We start from the raw sequence: 15,193 nt of genomic DNA on the forward strand, positions 1-15,193 counted from the left end.
CTTGTCCACGTGCCCGAACCCGAATCCCACCCCAGCGAACCCGCAGTACACGCCGCCCACCCGCACTCGGCGACCCTGAGGCGGCTGGAGAAGTCCTCCGGGAGTCTCGCCGCGCAGGCCATCGCGCGGATGGACGACACCCTGTCGTGGTACCGGGCCATGCCCCCGGAGAACCGGTCCTGGATCGGGCTCGTGGCCCAGGCCGGCATCGCCGCCTTCACCGAGTGGTTCCGGCACCCCGAGGCGCCGCAGGCCATCTCGACCGACGTCTTCGGCACGGCGCCCCGTGAGCTGACCCGCGCGATCACGCTGCGCCAGACCGTGGAGATGGTGCGCACCACCATCGAGGTCATGGAGAGCGCCATCGACGAGGTGGCCGCGCCCGGCGACGAGCGGGTGCTGCGCGAGGCGCTGCTCGTCTACGCGCGGGAGATCGCCTTCGCCACCGCCCAGGTCTACGCCCAGGCCGCCGAGGCACGCGGCGCCTGGGACGCCCGGCTGGAGTCGCTGGTGGTGAACGCTGTGCTCAGCGGCGAGGCCGACGAGGGGGCGCTGAGCCGGGCGGCCGCGCTCGGCTGGAACTCGCCGGAGCACGTGTGCGTGATCCTCGGCACCGCCCCGGACGGCGACAGCGAGCTGACCGTGGAGGCGATCCGGCGGGCCGCCCGGCACGCCAAGCTCCAGGTGCTCACCGGGGTGCTCGGGGACCGACTGGTGGTGATCGCCGGGGGCAGCTCGCAGCCGCTGAGCGTGGCCAGGTCGCTGATCGGCCCCTTCGCGCCGGGACCGGTGGTCGCCGGGCCGGTCATGAACGATCTCCTGGCCGCGACCCGGTCGGCGCAGGCCGCCGCCGCGGGCCTGAAGGCGTGCACCGCCTGGCAGGACGCGCCCCGGCCGGTGCTGGCGGACGATCTGCTTCCGGAGCGCGCGATCGCGGGTGATCCCGCTGCGCGCGAGCAGTTGGTGGAGGAGATCTACAGACCGCTGGAGGAGGCGGGGTCGGCGCTCCTGGAGACCCTGAGTGTCTACCTGGAGCAGGCGAGCAGTCTGGAGGGCGCGGCGCGGATGCTCTTCGTTCACCCGAACACCGTGCGGTACCGGCTCCGACGTGTGACTGACGTCACCGGCTGGTCGCCCTCCGATGTACGATCCGCCTTCACGCTGCGGATCGCCCTGATCCTCGGGCGGCTCACCGACGGCGAGTCCCAGCCCTAGTCTTTTGTCGGGGGCCCACAAAAGCCTTCCATGTTCTTCGTCCCTGTCCCCACGGGCGGCTCCGGCCGTCTCCAAGAGAGAGTGTGAGAGTGCTCGTACTCGTCGCTCCCGGCCAGGGCGCCCAGACGCCCGGCTTCCTGACCCCCTGGCTCGAACTCCCCGGTGCCGCCGACCGCGTCGCCGCGTGGTCCGACGCCATCGGACTGGACCTCGTCCACTACGGAACGCAGGCCGACGCGGACGCGATCCGCGACACCGCCGTGGCGCAGCCGCTGCTGGTCGCGGCCGGGCTGCTGTCCGCCGCGGCACTGGGTGACATCGCGCCGGGCGCGGTCGCGGGCCACAGCGTCGGCGAGATCACCGCCGCCGCCTTCGCGGGCGTGCTGGACGACATCTCCGCCCTGAACCTGGTGCGCAGGCGGGGTCTGGCCATGGCCGAGGCCGCCGCGATCACCGAGACCGGCATGTCGGCGCTGCTGGGCGGCGACCCGGAGGTCTCCGTCGCGCACCTTCAGAAGCTGGGCCTGACTCCGGCCAACATCAACGGCGCGGGCCAGATCGTCGCCGCGGGCACGATGGAGCAGCTCGCGGCCCTGCTGGAGGACAAGCCGGAGGGCGTCCGCAAGGTCGTCCCGCTGAAGGTGGCCGGCGCCTTCCACACCCGCCACATGGCGCCCGCCGTGGAGACGCTGGCCAAGGCCGCGGCCGAGCTGGCTCCGGCGGACCCGAAGCTGACCTACGTCTCCAACAAGGACGGCCGGACCGTCGCGTCCGGCGCCGAGGTCCTGGAGCGGCTGGTCGGCCAGGTCGCCAACCCGGTCCGCTGGGACCTGTGCATGGAGACCTTCAAGGAACTGGGCGCCACCGCGCTGATCGAGGTGTGCCCCGGCGGCACGCTGACCGGTCTGGCCAAGCGCGCGCTGCCCGGTGTACGGACGCTCGCCCTGAAGACCCCCGAGGATCTCGACGCGGCGCGCGCGCTCATCGCCGAGACCGCGACTCCTGCCGCTGACGCGGCCGGCGCCTGACAAGGAGCCCATGCCAATGGCGAAGATCAAGCCCAGCAAGGGCGCCCCGTACGCGCGCATCCTCGGGGTCGGCGGCTACCGCCCGACCCGGGTGGTGCCCAACGAGGTGATCCTGGAGACGATCGACTCCTCCGACGAGTGGATCAGGTCCCGCTCCGGGATCGAGACCCGGCACTGGGCGGGACCGGACGAGACGGTCGCCGCGATGTCGGTCGAGGCCGCGGGCAAGGCGATCGCCGACGCGGGCATCGACGCCGAGCAGATCGGCGCCGTGGTCGTCTCCACCGTCTCGCACTTCAGCCAGACCCCGGCCGTGGCCACGGAGATCGCGGACAAGCTGGGCACCGACAAGGCCGCCGCGTTCGACATCTCGGCGGGCTGCGCGGGCTTCGGCTACGGCCTGACCCTCGCCAAGGGCATGGTGGTGGAAGGTTCCGCCGACTACGTGCTCGTCATCGGCGTGGAGCGGCTGAGCGACCTGACCGACCTGGAGGACCGCGCGACGGCCTTCCTGTTCGGCGACGGCGCGGGCGCGGTCGTGGTCGGTCCCTCGCAGGACCCCGCCATCGGCCCGACCGTCTGGGGTTCCGAGGGCGACAAGGCCGGCACCATCAAGCAGACGGTGCCGTGGGACCGCTTCGCCGTCGGCGACGTCTCCCAGCTGCCCCTGGACAGCGCGGGCAACGTGAAGTTCCCCGCGATCACGCAGGAGGGCCAGGCGGTGTTCCGCTGGGCCGTGTTCGAGATGGCGAAGGTCGCCCAGCAGGCGCTGGACGCGGCCGGGATCTCCTCGGACGACCTGGACGTCTTCATCCCGCACCAGGCCAATGTGCGGATCATCGACTCGATGGTGAAGACTCTGAAGCTGCCGGAGCATGTCACGGTCGCCCGTGACATCCGCACCACCGGCAACACCTCGGCCGCGTCGATCCCGCTCGCGATGGAGCGGCTTCTGGCGACCGGCGAGGCCAAGAGCGGCGACACGGCGCTCGTCATCGGATTCGGGGCGGGTCTGGTCTACGCCGCCACGGTCGTTACCCTCCCCTAGGCACTCCGTGCCGGACCATCCGGTCCGATGCGGGGAGAATTGCCGCTTAACCGTCTGAACATCGAAGAAGGAGAGCGCCTGACATGGCCGCCACCCAGGAAGAGATCGTCGCCGGCCTTGCCGAGATCGTGAACGAGATCGCCGGCATCCCCGTCGAGGACGTCAAGCTCGACAAGTCGTTCACGGACGACCTCGACGTCGACTCCCTGTCCATGGTCGAGGTCGTCGTCGCCGCCGAAGAGCGCTTCGACGTGAAGATCCCGGACGAGGACGTCAAGAACCTCAAGACCGTCGGTGACGCCACCGACTACATCCTCAAGCACCAGGCCTGAGACTCGTGGGTCTCGAGGCCGTAAGGCCTTGAGACCGCAAGGCCCCGCCACCCGGCGGTGGCGCCGTACATTCCCGCATCGTTGGAGAAAGAATTCCCGTGAGCCCGACCAATCGCACCGTGGTCGTCACCGGTATCGGCGCAACCACACCGCTGGGTGGCGACGTGCCCTCCACCTGGGAGGCCCTGCTCGCCGGCCGGTCCGGTGTCGGCCGCCTTCAGGAGGACTGGGCGCAGGAGCTGCCGGTCAAGATCGCCGCGCGTGTCGCGGTCGAGCCCGGTGAGATCCTCCCCCGCCCGCAGGCCCGCAAGCTGGACCGCTCGGCACAGTTCGCGCTGATCGCGGCCAAGGAAGCCTGGCAGGACGCCGGTTTCACCGCCAGGGCCGGCGAGGACCAGGCCGTCGACCCCGACCGGCTCGGGGCGGTCATCGCCTCCGGCATCGGCGGTGTGACGACCCTGCTGGACCAGTACGACGTGCTCAAGGAGAAGGGCGTCCGCCGCGTCTCCCCGCACACCGTGCCGATGCTGATGCCCAACTCCCCGGCGGCCAACGTCGGTATCGAGCTGGGTGCCCGCGCCGGTGTGCACACCCCGGTCTCGGCCTGCGCCTCGGGCGCGGAGGCCATCGGGTACGCGATCGAGATGATCCGCACCGGGCGTGCGGACGTGGTCGTGGCCGGTGGTACCGAGGCCGCCATCCACCCGCTTCCCATCGTCGCCTTCGGCAACATGATGGCGATGTCCAAGAACAACGACGACCCCGAGGGCGCGTCCCGCCCCTACGACTCGGGCCGTGACGGCTTCGTGCTCGGTGAGGGCGCCGGTGTGATCGTGCTGGAGTCCGAGGAGCACGCCAAGGCGCGCGGCGCCCGGATCTACGCCGAGGCCATCGGCCAGGGCGTCTCCGCGGACGCGCACCACATCACGCAGCCGGAGCCCTCGGGCAACGGCATCGCGCAGGCGCTGCAGAACCTGCTGGACTCGACCGACCTGAAGCCGGCGGAGATCGTGCACGTGAACGCGCACGCGACCTCGACGCCGCAGGGCGACGTGGCCGAGATCAAGGCGCTGCGCAAGGTCTTCGGCGACGACGTCGACCACATGGCGATCTCGGCGACCAAGTCGATGACCGGTCACCTGCTGGGCGGCGCGGGCGGTATCGAGACCGTCGCGTCCGTCCTGGCCCTGGTGCACCGCACCGCTCCGCCGACCATCAACGTCTCGGAGCTGGACCCCGAGGTGGACGCGGACGTCGTCGTCGGCGGGCCGCGCGCGCTCCCCGAGGGCCGGATCGCCGCCCTGAACGACTCGTTCGGCTTCGGCGGCCACAATGTGGTCTTGGCGTTCCGGTCGGTCTGAGCCGGCGTAACGCCGTGATGGCCCGGTCTCCTTCGGTGGAGGCCGGGCCATTCGCCGTTGGTGGTGCTTGTCGTCGCCGGGTGCGGGTGCGTCGTGGCTTGTCGCGCGGTTCCCCGCGCCCCTGGGGTCGGCTGCCCTTGACCCCGTTGAGAAGGCTCGCTCACACCACCTGGTGGAGCCAGCGGACCGGGGCGCCCTCGCCCGCGTGGCGGAAGGGTTCCAGTTCGTCGTCCCAGGGCTTGCCGAGGAGCCTGGAGATGTCGGCCTCGAGGTCGGTCTCGCCCTGTCTGCCGCGCTGGAGGGCGGCACGCAGCCGGTCCTCGGGGATGAGGATGTCGCCGTGGATGCCGGTGACGGCGTGGAAGATGCCGAGGTCGGGGGTGCAGCTGTAGCGCTCCCCCTCGGCGCGGGCGGAGGGCTCGGCGGTGACCTCGAAGCGCAGCAGCTGCCAGCCGCGCAGCGCGGAGGCGAGCTTGGAGGCGGTGGCCGCCTCGCCCTGCCAGGAGAACTCCGAGCGCCAGGTGCCCGGGGCGGCGGGCTGCCTGATCCAGTCGAGGCTGACGCGTGTGCCCAGCACCCCGGCTACGGCCCACTCGACATGCGGGCACAGCGCGCGCGGCGCGGAGTGCACGTACAGAACTCCACGTGTCGTCACCGGAACCTCCGGGCTGAGCGGGACATCTTGCGGACTGGCGATGCGGCGTTGACGCGAAGGCCGCACTGATGGCGAGGCTACCTTGCGGGGATGCAAGGAGTGTGACGTACCGTCGGTCCGGGTGCCAGGAAACCTCCGCCATTCACCCAGGGGGACGCTTGTACGGGGGTGTGCCGTTCCGGCTCGGCGGTACGGGAACCCTCCCGCGTTGTGATGGGGGGACGCACCGGCGGGCGGTGCGCCGACTAGCGAGGGGACCTGCGGGGATGCGGAGACCAGGCCACCGGGCGCGGGCCGCCCTCGCCGTGCTGGCGGCGGCCGTGCTGGCGAGCGGGTGTGACTCCATCCGGGGTGACGGCGTGGGTACGGGCGTGTCCCGGCCGTCCCCGAAGGCGTCGCCGGCGTGGGACGCGAGCCCAGACTCGATCGCGGCGGTGGGCGACTCGATCACCCGCGGCTTCGACGCGTGCCAGGTGCTCTCGGACTGCCCCGGTGTCTCCTGGGCGACCGGCGGCGACGCGTCGGTGGACAGCCTCGCGGTGCGGCTGCTGGGCAGGCGGGGCGCGGCCGAGCGGGGCTGGAACTACGCGGAGACCGGCGCCCGGATGGCCGACCTGCCGGACCAGCTGGCGCGGGCGGTGACCCGCCGCCCGGAGCTGGTGACGGTGATGGTGGGGGCGAACGACGCCTGCCGTTCCTCGGTGTCGGCGATGACCCCGGTGGCGGACTTCCGCGCGGACTTCGAGCGGTCGATGGCCACGCTGCGCGCGAGGCTGCCGAGGACGCAGGTGTACGTGGCGAGCGTGCCGAACCTGCTGCGGCTGTGGTCGCAGGGGCGGGCGGACCCGCTGGGCAAGGAGGTGTGGAAGCTGGGCATCTGCCCGTCGATGCTGCGCGGCGCGGACGATCTGACCGCGGCGGCGACGGTGCGCCGGCAGGAGGTCCAGCGGCGCGTGGAGGCGTACAACACGGTGCTGGCCGAGGTGTGCGCGAAGGACGAGCGCTGCCGCTCCGACGGCAACGCGGTCTTCGACTACCGCTTCGGCACCGGGCAGTTGAGCAGGTGGGACTGGTTCCATCCGAGCCGGGACGGTCAGGCCAGGCTCGCCGAGATCGCGTACCGGAAGGTCACGGAGCGCAGCCGGTGACCTAAGGTTTCCCACATGGGCGAACTTTTCGGCACACTTTCCGACGGGACCCAGGTGCACCGCTGGACGCTCGAGCGCGGTGGTGTGCGGGTCCGGGTGCTGTCGTACGGCGGGATCGTGCAGTCGGCCGAGGTGCCGGACCGGGAGGGGCGCACGGCGGACGTGGTGCTCGGATTCCGTTCCCTGGAGGGCTATGTCGAGCATCCGAGGCCGTATCTGGGCGCGTTGGTGGGCCGGTACGCCAACCGCATCGCGGGCGGCCGCTTCCCGCTGGACGGGCGGACCTACGCCCTGGCGCCGAACAACGGGCCCAACTCGCTGCACGGCGGCGAGCGCGGCTTCGACCGGTACGTGTGGGACGCGGAGCCGGTGGAGCACGGGCTGCGGCTGAGCCGGGTCAGCCCGCACGGCGAGGAGGGCTTCCCGGGCCGGCTGGAGGTGTCGGCGACGTACACGCTGGACGCGTCGGGCGCGCTGCGGATCGCCTACGAGGCGGTGACGGACGCGCCGACGGTGGTGAACCTGACCAACCACTCGTACTGGAACCTGGGCGGCTCGGGCCACGCGGGCGGCCACGAACTGCGCCTGGACGCCTCGCGGTACACCCCGGTGGACGACGGTCTGATCCCGGTGGGCGAGCCGCTGGACGTGACCGGCTCGCGCTTCGACTTCCGCGCGGCCCGCAAGATCGGCTCGGGGTACGACCACAACTACGTGCTGGACAAGGGGGTGTCGGAGGCGGCCGCTGAGGTCGCCGAGCTGTACGACCCCGCGTCCGGGCGGGTGCTGACGGTGGCGACGACCGAGCCGGGCCTCCAGCTCTACACCGCCGACCATCTGGGCGCCCCGTTCGCGCCGGGCGAGGGGATCGCGCTGGAGACCCAGCACTTCCCGGACTCACCGAACCGCCCGGACTTCCCGACCACCCGGCTGGAGCCGGGCGAGGTGTACCGCTCTCAGACGGTGTACGGCTTCGGGGTCCGTTAGACATCCGCGCCGGGGTCGCCGGACAGTATTCAGCCCCGGTCCGGGTGTCAGGTTCCGGGACCGGGGCTGGTGTCGACGTTAATCGGCGCGGGGCGGCCCGGGGCGACGGATCGGGGGTCCGGGCCGCTTCTCGTACGAACCCTTCACGCGCGGGTCACGAGTTCGCCGCGTCGGGCGCCCCGGGGGGATCAGGCGGTGACCGCCTCGTCGCTCTCCGGCTGCTCCTCGGCGAGGGGCTCGCCGAGCAGGTCGCGGGTCAGGAGGGTGGCCCCGGCGACCGCGCCGGGCATCAGGAACACGGCGACGACGGGGACCAGGAAAGCGAGGCCGAGCGGGACGCCGAAGCCCCAGGCCAGCGTCTTGCGGGAGCGCAGCAGGGTGAGGCGGGCGCGCAGGTCGACATTCCGGCGCTGGAGGGCGACGGCGGTCAGTTCCTCGGTGAGGAAGAACCCGGTGACGAAGAAGCCGACGACCGGGACGACGGTCTGGCCGACGACGGGCAGGAAGCCGAGCGCAAACAGCAGGACGCCCCACACCGAGGCGCGCAGCAGGATGCGCAGGCTGTCGCGGGCGGAGATCCACAGGTCGCGCCACATCGGCCGGTCGGAGCTGGGCGCGGTGCCGTCGGGCGAGACGTCGGCGTCGGTGCGCTCGGACAGGCTCTCGTAGAAGGGCTGACCGATCAGCAGGGTGGCGGCGGTGAAGGTGAGGACCGCGAGCAGCAGGGCGAGGGCGAACAGGACGACGGTGAGGAAGCCCCGGAAGACGCCCTGCCAGGGGCTGGACCAGTCGTCGGCGAACGGGGTCGCCCAGGAGACGGCGTCGGAGCCCCACAGGGCGAGCGCGACGAGCGCCGCCACGTAGAGGACGAGGGTGATCAGGCCGGGCAGCAGGCCGAAGCCGTACTGCCGTCCGTGCCGGGCCACCCACCGCTGGCCGCTGAGGAGATGACGGAAGCCCACCCCGAAGTCACGCATGCCGGGGACTCTACCCGGCGCGGCGCGGGGGACGGCCGGGCGGTCGGCGGTTCAGGAGTCCAGCATGCGGCGCAGCAGGTCGCGCAGGGAGCCGCGTTCGGCGGCGGAGAGGCCGGCGAGGGGCTCGCGGGCGAAGCGCAGGCCCTCGCGCAGGTCCCGGGCGACCCGCAGGCCCTCCTCGGTGGCGGCGGCGAGCTTGACCCGGCGGTCGGCGCTGTCGGGGCGGCGCTCGGCCAGGCCGCGCGACTCCAGCCGGTCCACGATGCCGGTCACGTTGGAGGGCTCGCACTTCAGCCGCTGGGCGAGCTTGCGCATGGGCAGCGGCTCCAGGGCCAGGAGGCTGAGCAGCCGGGCCTGGGGGCCGGTGAGCGCGTGGGTGGCCGCGGCCTCCTCGTAGTCCGCGTAGAAGCGGGACACGACGTCGCCGATCAGCTCGACGACCTCCATGGTCAGGGGGTCGACAGCGCGGCGGTGGTGCGCGGACGGGGTGGACATGCGCTCCAGGATACCCGCTTACTTGACATCTTTAAATATTCAGGCTCATTGTTATTTCAGGTACTGAAGCTTTCTGAGGAAGAAGGTCGCCCCCATGTCCGACTCCCCCACCCTTCCCGCGGTCAGCCGCGAGTGGCACCTGCTGCGCCGTCCGGTCGGCTGGCCGGAGCCCGAGGACTTCGCGCTCGTCGAGGCGCCGATGCCGGTCCCCGGCGAGGGCCAGGTGCTGGTGCGCAACGAATACCTCTCGGTGGACCCGTACATGCGCGGCCGGATGAGCGCCGCGAAGTCCTACTCCGCCCCGTTCGCCCTGGGTGAGCCGATGGAGGGCGGCGCGGTGGGCGTGGTCGTCGCCTCCGACGTCGACGGCATCGAGGCCGGGGACCACCTGCTGCACTTCGCGGGCTGGCGGGAGTACGCGGCGGTGGACGCGAAGCGGGCCGTCAAGGTCGACCCGGACGCCGCGCCGCTGTCGACGTACCTCGGTGTGCTCGGCATGACGGGCCTGACCGCGTACGCCGGTCTGCTGCGCGTCGCCGGGTTCAAGGAGGGCGACGTCGTCTTCGTCTCCGGCGCGGCCGGCGCGGTGGGCAGCCAGGTCGGTCAGCTCGCCAGGCTGAAGGGCGCCTCGCGCGTCATCGGCTCGGCCGGGTCCGACGAGAAGGTGCGGCTGCTGGTCGACGAGTACGGCTTCGACGCCGCGTTCAACTACAAGGACGGCCCGGTGGGCGAGCAGCTCCGCGCGGCCGCCCCGGACGGCATCGACGTGTACTTCGACAACGTCGGCGGCGACCACCTCCAGGCCGCCATCGCCGAGCTGAACCTGCACGGGCGCATCGCGATCTGCGGCATGATCTCGGTCTACAACAACACCGAGCCCGCACCCGGCCCGAACAACCTCACCCGCCTGATCCAGACCCGCGGCCGCATCGAGGGCTTCCTCGTCGGCGACCACTACGACCTCCAGCCGGAGTTCGTCCGCGAGGTAGGGCCGTGGGTCGCCTCGGGCGAGCTGAAGTACCGGGAGACGGTCGCGGACGGCATCCAGAACACGCTGGAGGCGTTCCTCGGGGTACTGCGCGGCGACAACACCGGAAAGATGATCGTCAAGCTCTGACGATCGCCGGGCTCCGGTGCGGAGGTCACCGATCCGGAACTCGCCGGTGACGTGAGCCGGTTCCGGTCGTTGCACCTGTCGGAGGCCGCATCCCTGGACGTGGGGTGCGGCCTCCGCCATGCCCGGTTCAGCCGCCCAGCGCCGCCCGGTGCACCGCCGCCGCCAGGCGGTCGTTCTCCGGGGCCGCGCCGCCGGGGTGGGCGCAGCGGCGGCGGGTGTAGCCGTAGGCGAGGTGGCCGCGGGGGTCGGCGAACGCCTGCGACCCGGACGCGCCGCAGTGGCCGACCGTGCCCGCGCCGAGGAAGGGGTGCCAGACCTCGGACGTGCACTCGAAGCCGAGGCCGAACACCCCGTGGGCGCGGGTCACCAGGTCGTGCCCGGCCGAGTGCGGCTGCCCGAACTCCGCGAGCGTGTCGCCCTTGAGCAGCGGCGCCTTCTCGTCCACCTCGCCGATCATCGCCGCGTACATCCCCGCCAGGCCGCGCGCCGAGGCGACCCCGCCGATGGACGCCTGGCCGGCCGCGCGGACGGCGCGGTCGTTCGGCAGCGCCTGGAGGTCGGTGGGGCGCGGGGCGTGCTGGTTGCGGGCGATGGAGGGCAGGGTGTGCGGGCCGCCGCGGCGCAGCTCGGCCTCCGCCTGCTGGGCCGGGGTCGGCACCATCGGCAGGGTGTCGCGGAAGCGGGGCTCGCGCGAGGCGGGCAGGCCGAGGAAGAAGTCGAGGCCGTAGGGGGCGCGGACCCGCTCCTCGTACAGCTCCTGGACGGTGTGGCCGGTGGCCCGGCGGACCACCTCGCCGGTGAGGGCGCCCATCGTGAGCGCGTGGTAGCCGAAGGCGGTGCCGGGCCGCCAGAACGGGCGCTGGTCGGCGAGGCGTTCGGCGAGCGCGCGGTCGTCGGCCAGCTCGGCCGCGCTGAAGCCGGTGTCGGTGCCGACGAGTCCGGCGCGGTGGGCGAGCAGGTCGCGCAGGGTCAGGGCGCCCTTGCCCTCGACGCCGAACTCGGGCCAGTAGTAGGTGACTTTGCGGTCCAGTTCGAGAGTGCCGTCCTGGACCAGCAGTGCCGCGACCAGATGGGCGGCGCCCTTGGTGGAGGAGAAGACGCCGTACAGCGAGTCGCCGTCGGCATCCTCACCCGCCCACAGGTCGACGACCCGGCGTCCGTCCACGTAGGCGCACAACTGGCCCTCGTAGTCCGGCTGTTCTCCGGAGACGAACGCGGCGAACTCCTCGCGCACCGCCTCGAACCCCTCGGCGACCGTGCCCTGGACGGTGCTGTCCTGACTCATCCGTTCTCCTCAACTGAGCCGCTGCTCGCTGCTCCTCCTCGCACGGCGCCGGGTCCGGCCGGCGCATTCCGAGGTCGTGTACGGCGAGATGTACCTGTTCGACTCAACAGCCTCGGGGCCCGGTTGGTGTCACCGTTGCCCCGGATGGCGGATGGCACGGGGGTTCGTACGGCGGCGACCGGGGCACGGACGGGCGGCCGGGTCTCAGGGTGTGCGCCTGCCCTGCTCGGGGCGGCGGACGCGGGTCACCAGGGGGCGCGCGCTTCCGCGGCGGGCGCCCGGGGGGCGTCCCGCCGGGCGGGGCGGAGGACGCCAGGGTGTCAGGTGCACCACCACAGGAAGCGGTCGCAGTTCTTGGTCGGGGAGGGCTGGGGGGCCGGGCCGGACGTGGTGGGGGCCGCGGTCGGGGTGGGGGTGGGCTTGGCGGGGGCCGGCCGGCCGGCGGCCGGGGCGGAGTCCCGGGGGGTGGTGGCGGGACGCCGGGTGGCGGGGTCGGCCGACGGGGACTCGGAGGCCGTCTGCGAGGCGGACTGCGACGGCGAGGCGGAGGACGAGCCGGACGGCGAGGCAGAGGCGCTGCGGGCGCTGGTCGCCTCGGCGGAGGCGGTCCCCGAGGGGGCGCCGCTCGGGTCCGGCGCGACGGAGGCCGCGCCGCCGTCCGGGGAGGCGTCGCCGGAGGCGGCGGGCCGGTCGAAGGAGAAGGGGGCGTCGGTGCCCAGTTCGGCGAGGCTCAGGGCGCCCGCCGCGAGGACGAAGCCGGTCACCAGCATCAGCGTGCGGCGTCTGCGGCGGCGGTGCGCGGCGGCCTTGCGGTCGCGTCTGCTGCCGTCGGGGACGCCGTCGTCCGGTCCGGCGGGGTCCGGGTCGTCCGCCTCGTCGTAGGAGGGCTCGTCGTACGTGGGCTCGTCGTACGCGGGCTGTTCGTACGCGGGGGCGACGGGTTCGGCGGGCGGCTCGTGCGTCCCGCGTCGGTCGGCCTGCTGGGGCACCCTCGGCTGCGGGGCGGTCGCCGCGGGGCCGGGTGCCGGGGCGGCGGGGGCGGGGGCGGCGGGAGCGCTCTGGCCGTAGGGGTCCGCCACCGTGCCCGCCGGGGTGTGGGCGACCGGCGCGACGGCCGACAGGGCGGGCGCGCCGCAGCCGGGGCAGGCCAGGGCGCCGTTGAGGTGCCGTCGGCACGGGTGGCAGTAGTCCATGACGCGGGAAGACTAGATTCCACCCCGGTCACGTTCCTAGGTGCCGCTGTGAAGGTTTCGTGCGGGACCGTGAGTTCCGCGCATCCCCGTGCCGGAACCGTTACGTGTTCGCCCCATTGACACCCCCCGCACGCCCTCCCTACTGTCACGCCAGCATTTCGAACGCATGACGAAATTTCGAACACCGAGGGGTGGACGGGCGTGCGTATCACCGGAATCAGCACCCATGTGGTCGGCACACCGTGGCGCAATCTGACCTATGTGCAGGTCCACACGGACGAAGGGCTCACCGGGGTCGGGGAGACCCGGATGCTCGGTCACACCGATGCCCTGCTGGGGTACTTGCGGGAGGCCGAGGCCAACCACATCGCGGGCTCGGACCCGTTCGCCGTGGAGGACCTGGTGCGCCGCATGAAGTACGGCGACTTCGGGCGGGCCGGCGAGATCGTGATGTCCGGGATCGCGGTGGTCGAGACGGCCTGCTGGGACATCAAGGGCAAGGCGCTCGGCGTACCGGTGTGGCAGCTGCTCGGCGGGAAGGTCACCGACCGGGTCAAGGCGTACGCGAACGGCTGGTACACCACCGAGCGCACCCCTCAGGCGTACCACGAGGCGGCCCGCGCGGTCGTGGCGCGGGGCTACCGGGCCCTGAAGATCGACCCGTTCGGCACCGGACACTTCGAGCTGGACCACGAGCGCACCCGGTACGCGGTCTCCCTGATCGAGGCCGTACGGGACGCGATCGGGCCGGACACCGAGCTGATGCTGGAGATGCACGGCCGTTTCTCCCCCGCCACCGCGATCCGCCTCGCCCGGGAACTCGCGCCCTTCGACCCGGCGTGGCTGGAGGAGCCGGTGCCGCCGGAGAACCTCAAGGCGCTGGAGAAGGTGGCCGCCAAGGTCGACATCCCGATCGCCACCGGGGAGCGGATGCACGACCGGATCGAGTTCCGGGAACTCTTCGAGAGCCAGGCGGCGGACATCATCCAGCCGGACGTCGGCCACATCGGCGGCATCTGGGAGACCCGCAAGCTCGCCGCCACCGCCGAGACCCACTACACGCTGCTCGCCCCGCACAACGTGGGCGGCCCGGTCCTCACCGCCGCCTCGCTCCAAGTCGGCTTCACGACACCGAACTTCAAGATCCTGGAGCACTTCAACGACTTCGCGGACGCCGAGATCAAGAACGTCGTCAAGGGAGCGCCCGAGGTGGTCGACGGCTACTTCCACCTCTCCGAGGCCCCCGGTCTCGGCGTGGAGCTGGACACCGACGCGGCAGCCGAGTTCCCGCAGCAGCAGGCCCGGTTCGACCTGTGGGCCGAGGGCTGGGAGCGGCGCCGGCCGAAGGGGACGAAGTGAGCGTCCAGGTGGTGGTCGAGGCGCCGGGCACGCACCGGCTGGAGCCGCACACCCCGCGCGAACCCGGCCCGGGCGAGGCCCTGGTCGCGGTGCACGCGGTGGGCGTCTGCGGCAGCGACCGCGAGCTGTACCGGGGCAACCGGCCTGCGGAGTACGTGCGTTACCCGGTGGTGCCGGGCCACGAGTGGTCCGGCACGGTCCGCGCGGTGGGCTCCGGGGTGCCCGAGCGGCTGGTGGGCCGCAAGGTGGTCGGCGAGGGGTTCCGCAACTGCCAGGTGTGCGCGCGCTGTCACGCGGGCGAGACGACGCTGTGCGAGGCGGGGTACGAGGAGACCGGCTTCACCCGGCCCGGCGCGATGGCACCCACGCTCACCCTGCCGGCCCGGCTGCTGCACCCCCTGCCCGACGGCGCCGACCTCACCGCGGCCGCCCTGCTGGAGCCCGCCGCCTGTGTCGCGGCCGCCGCCCTGCTGGCCGGCGCCCGGCCCGGCGAGCGGGTCGCGGTGGTCGGCACCGGCACGCTCGGGATGCTCGCGGTGCGGTTCCTCGCGGCGATCTCCCCCGGCGAGCTGCTGCTGGTGGGCCTCGACCGTGAACGCGAGCCGCTGGCGAAGGAGTTCGGCGCCACGGACTTCGCCGTGAGCGGCCCCGGGCTGCCCGGCGGGTACGACGTGGTGATCGAGGCCGCGGGCTCCGCCGAGGCAGCGCGCACGGCCGCCGCCCTGCTCCGGCGCGGTGGACGCCTGGTGCTGACCGGCATCCCGGCGCCGGGCGCGGCAGGGCTGGACCCGGCCGGCCTGGTCGTACGTCGGCTGGAGGTGCGCACGGTCTTCGGGGCTCCCCCGGCCGCCTGGGCGCACGCGGTGCGGCTGTTCGGCGCCGGGCTGCTGGACCCGCTGCCCCTGGTGGCGCACCGGCTGCCGCTGACCGAGTTCGCGCGGGCGGTGGAGCTCGCCGGGACGGGCGCCGGGAAGGTGCTGCTGCTGCCCTGAC

The 15,193-nt window shown here is 72.8% G+C and carries 15 protein-coding genes; 10 read left to right on the forward strand and 5 right to left on the reverse strand.

Features of this window, described 5'->3' with window-relative positions; all coding sequences use genetic code 11:
* The first annotated feature begins 9 nt into the window (after positions 1-9).
* From ABZ898_RS18900 to fabF, 5 genes are all read left to right on the forward strand, one after another.
* Complete coding sequence (locus tag ABZ898_RS18900; protein ID WP_361659717.1) at positions 10-1,215, forward strand: helix-turn-helix domain-containing protein; 1,206 nt, start codon at positions 10-12, stop codon at positions 1,213-1,215.
* Positions 1,216-1,304: 89 nt separating this feature from the next.
* Positions 1,305-2,243: an ACP S-malonyltransferase gene (locus ABZ898_RS18905; RefSeq protein WP_361659720.1), complete on the forward strand. Its 939-nt coding sequence runs from the start codon at positions 1,305-1,307 to the stop codon at positions 2,241-2,243.
* Between the two features lie 16 nt (positions 2,244-2,259).
* Entirely contained in the window at positions 2,260-3,291 is a 1,032-nt protein-coding gene (locus tag ABZ898_RS18910; protein WP_361659722.1) for a ketoacyl-ACP synthase III, read from the forward strand.
* A gap of 83 nt (positions 3,292-3,374) precedes the next feature.
* On the forward strand, positions 3,375-3,623 hold the full coding sequence (locus tag ABZ898_RS18915) for an acyl carrier protein (protein ID WP_030604530.1): 249 nt from the start codon (positions 3,375-3,377) through the stop codon (positions 3,621-3,623).
* Positions 3,624-3,721: 98 nt separating this feature from the next.
* Complete coding sequence (gene fabF, locus ABZ898_RS18920) at positions 3,722-4,984, forward strand: beta-ketoacyl-ACP synthase II (RefSeq protein ID WP_361659725.1); 1,263 nt, start codon at positions 3,722-3,724, stop codon at positions 4,982-4,984.
* 160 nt (positions 4,985-5,144) lie between these two features.
* On the opposite strand, the gene ABZ898_RS18925 is transcribed toward fabF, so the two are convergent.
* On the reverse strand, positions 5,145-5,639 hold the full coding sequence (locus tag ABZ898_RS18925) for a DUF3145 domain-containing protein (protein WP_361659728.1): 495 nt from the start codon (positions 5,637-5,639) through the stop codon (positions 5,145-5,147).
* A gap of 266 nt (positions 5,640-5,905) precedes the next feature.
* On the opposite strand from ABZ898_RS18925, the gene ABZ898_RS18930 reads away from it, so the two are divergent.
* Together ABZ898_RS18930 and ABZ898_RS18935 are read left to right on the forward strand one after the other, a co-directional pair.
* Entirely contained in the window at positions 5,906-6,787 is an 882-nt protein-coding gene (locus ABZ898_RS18930; protein ID WP_361659730.1) for an SGNH/GDSL hydrolase family protein, read from the forward strand.
* Between the two features lie 15 nt (positions 6,788-6,802).
* Positions 6,803-7,774 carry an aldose epimerase family protein gene (locus ABZ898_RS18935; RefSeq protein WP_361659733.1) on the forward strand — a complete coding sequence of 324 codons (972 nt, stop codon included), beginning with the start codon at positions 6,803-6,805 and terminating at the stop codon, positions 7,772-7,774.
* Between the two features lie 188 nt (positions 7,775-7,962).
* Here the strand turns inward: ABZ898_RS18935 and ABZ898_RS18940 are convergent, their stop codons facing one another.
* The gene (locus ABZ898_RS18940; protein ID WP_361659736.1) at positions 7,963-8,751 is read right to left on the reverse strand and encodes an EI24 domain-containing protein; all 789 of its coding nucleotides are present in this window, start codon (positions 8,749-8,751) and stop codon (positions 7,963-7,965) included.
* Positions 8,752-8,802: 51 nt separating this feature from the next.
* Entirely contained in the window at positions 8,803-9,246 is a 444-nt protein-coding gene (locus ABZ898_RS18945; RefSeq protein ID WP_361659739.1) for a MarR family transcriptional regulator, read from the reverse strand.
* Between the two features lie 94 nt (positions 9,247-9,340).
* Between ABZ898_RS18945 and ABZ898_RS18950 the strand changes: the two genes are divergently transcribed.
* Complete coding sequence (locus ABZ898_RS18950) at positions 9,341-10,363, forward strand: NADP-dependent oxidoreductase (protein ID WP_361659741.1); 1,023 nt, start codon at positions 9,341-9,343, stop codon at positions 10,361-10,363.
* A gap of 127 nt (positions 10,364-10,490) precedes the next feature.
* Here ABZ898_RS18950 and ABZ898_RS18955 read toward each other — a convergent pair whose 3' ends face one another.
* Together ABZ898_RS18955 and ABZ898_RS18960 are read right to left on the reverse strand one after the other, a co-directional pair.
* Positions 10,491-11,648 (reverse strand): serine hydrolase domain-containing protein, encoded by a 1,158-nt coding sequence (locus ABZ898_RS18955; protein WP_361659744.1) that lies wholly within the window; start codon positions 11,646-11,648, stop codon positions 10,491-10,493.
* Positions 11,649-11,968: 320 nt separating this feature from the next.
* On the reverse strand, positions 11,969-12,841 hold the full coding sequence (locus tag ABZ898_RS18960; RefSeq protein ID WP_361659747.1) for a hypothetical protein: 873 nt from the start codon (positions 12,839-12,841) through the stop codon (positions 11,969-11,971).
* Positions 12,842-13,042: 201 nt separating this feature from the next.
* Between ABZ898_RS18960 and ABZ898_RS18965 the strand changes: the two genes are divergently transcribed.
* Together ABZ898_RS18965 and ABZ898_RS18970 are read left to right on the forward strand one after the other, a co-directional pair.
* Positions 13,043-14,200 (forward strand): mandelate racemase/muconate lactonizing enzyme family protein, encoded by a 1,158-nt coding sequence (locus tag ABZ898_RS18965; RefSeq protein ID WP_361659750.1) that lies wholly within the window; start codon positions 13,043-13,045, stop codon positions 14,198-14,200.
* Positions 14,197-15,192 (forward strand): alcohol dehydrogenase catalytic domain-containing protein, encoded by a 996-nt coding sequence (locus ABZ898_RS18970; protein ID WP_361659753.1) that lies wholly within the window; start codon positions 14,197-14,199, stop codon positions 15,190-15,192. The genes ABZ898_RS18965 and ABZ898_RS18970 overlap by 4 nt, the downstream gene beginning before the upstream one ends.
* Position 15,193: the final 1 nt, after the last annotated feature.

The sequence above is a fragment of the Streptomyces sp. NPDC046860 genome (assembly GCF_040645115.1).
Classification (GTDB): Bacteria; Actinomycetota; Actinomycetes; order Streptomycetales; family Streptomycetaceae; genus Streptomyces.

Excerpts from the sequence above, each read along its gene's own strand:
- ABZ898_RS18960 (WP_361659747.1), bottom strand. The coding sequence starts at position 12,841 with ATGGACTACTGCCACCCGTGCCGACGGCACCTCAACGGCGCCCTGGCC.
- ABZ898_RS18935 (WP_361659733.1), top strand. The coding sequence starts at position 6,803 with ATGGGCGAACTTTTCGGCACACTTTCCGACGGGACCCAGGTGCACCGC.
- ABZ898_RS18950 (WP_361659741.1), top strand. The coding sequence starts at position 9,341 with ATGTCCGACTCCCCCACCCTTCCCGCGGTCAGCCGCGAGTGGCACCTG.
- ABZ898_RS18910 (WP_361659722.1), top strand. The coding sequence starts at position 2,260 with ATGGCGAAGATCAAGCCCAGCAAGGGCGCCCCGTACGCGCGCATCCTC.
- ABZ898_RS18945 (WP_361659739.1), bottom strand. The coding sequence starts at position 9,246 with ATGTCCACCCCGTCCGCGCACCACCGCCGCGCTGTCGACCCCCTGACC.
- ABZ898_RS18915 (WP_030604530.1), top strand. The coding sequence starts at position 3,375 with ATGGCCGCCACCCAGGAAGAGATCGTCGCCGGCCTTGCCGAGATCGTG.
- ABZ898_RS18955 (WP_361659744.1), bottom strand. The coding sequence starts at position 11,648 with ATGAGTCAGGACAGCACCGTCCAGGGCACGGTCGCCGAGGGGTTCGAG.
- ABZ898_RS18940 (WP_361659736.1), bottom strand. The coding sequence starts at position 8,751 with ATGCGTGACTTCGGGGTGGGCTTCCGTCATCTCCTCAGCGGCCAGCGG.
- ABZ898_RS18930 (WP_361659730.1), top strand. The coding sequence starts at position 5,906 with ATGCGGAGACCAGGCCACCGGGCGCGGGCCGCCCTCGCCGTGCTGGCG.